The sequence below is a fragment of the Bacteroides sp. OF03-11BH genome, assembly GCF_003604005.1.
GTDB lineage: Bacteria > Bacteroidota > Bacteroidia > Bacteroidales > Bacteroidaceae > Bacteroides > Bacteroides ovatus.
In genome coordinates this window covers 1-403 of sequence record NZ_QTMW01000137.1, presented here as the reverse complement: position 1 = coordinate 403, position 403 = coordinate 1, and the positions used below count along the sequence as shown (strand labels likewise).

General features: G+C 40.0%; 1 pseudogene. It reads left to right on the top strand.

What is annotated here, in order from left to right:
- Nucleotides 1-197 precede the first annotated feature (197 nt).
- Nucleotides 198-403 (top strand): annotated as a pseudogene (locus tag DXA54_RS28035) (group II intron reverse transcriptase/maturase); the annotation flags it as partial.

The window sequence follows — 403 nt, the reverse complement described above, 5'->3', positions numbered from 1 at the left end:
ATCTATCATGCCAACAGTTACGATGTAATAAACGGGGATTACCTATCCCGAAGTGCCGAAAGGCTATTAGGTTCGACCTATGAAAATTCGGAGTGGTAACGGAGCTTCCATAGTAGTTTGAGCAAGGTAACGCCTTGTACATGGCGAAGGGAAGCAGCTAATTATTAATACAATTAACGGAAAATGTGAGAGACATTATGAGAAGTCCAGAAAGAGTATTAAACAGTCTATCAGAACACAGTAAGGATGCAAGCTATAAGTTTGAACGTCTTTACAGAATTTTGTTCAATGAGGAAATGTTCTACGTTGCCTATCAGCGTATCTACGCTAAAGAGGGTAACATGACTAAAGGTTCAGACGGTCAGACCATTGACAACATGAGCCTGAAACGAATTGAAAAGTT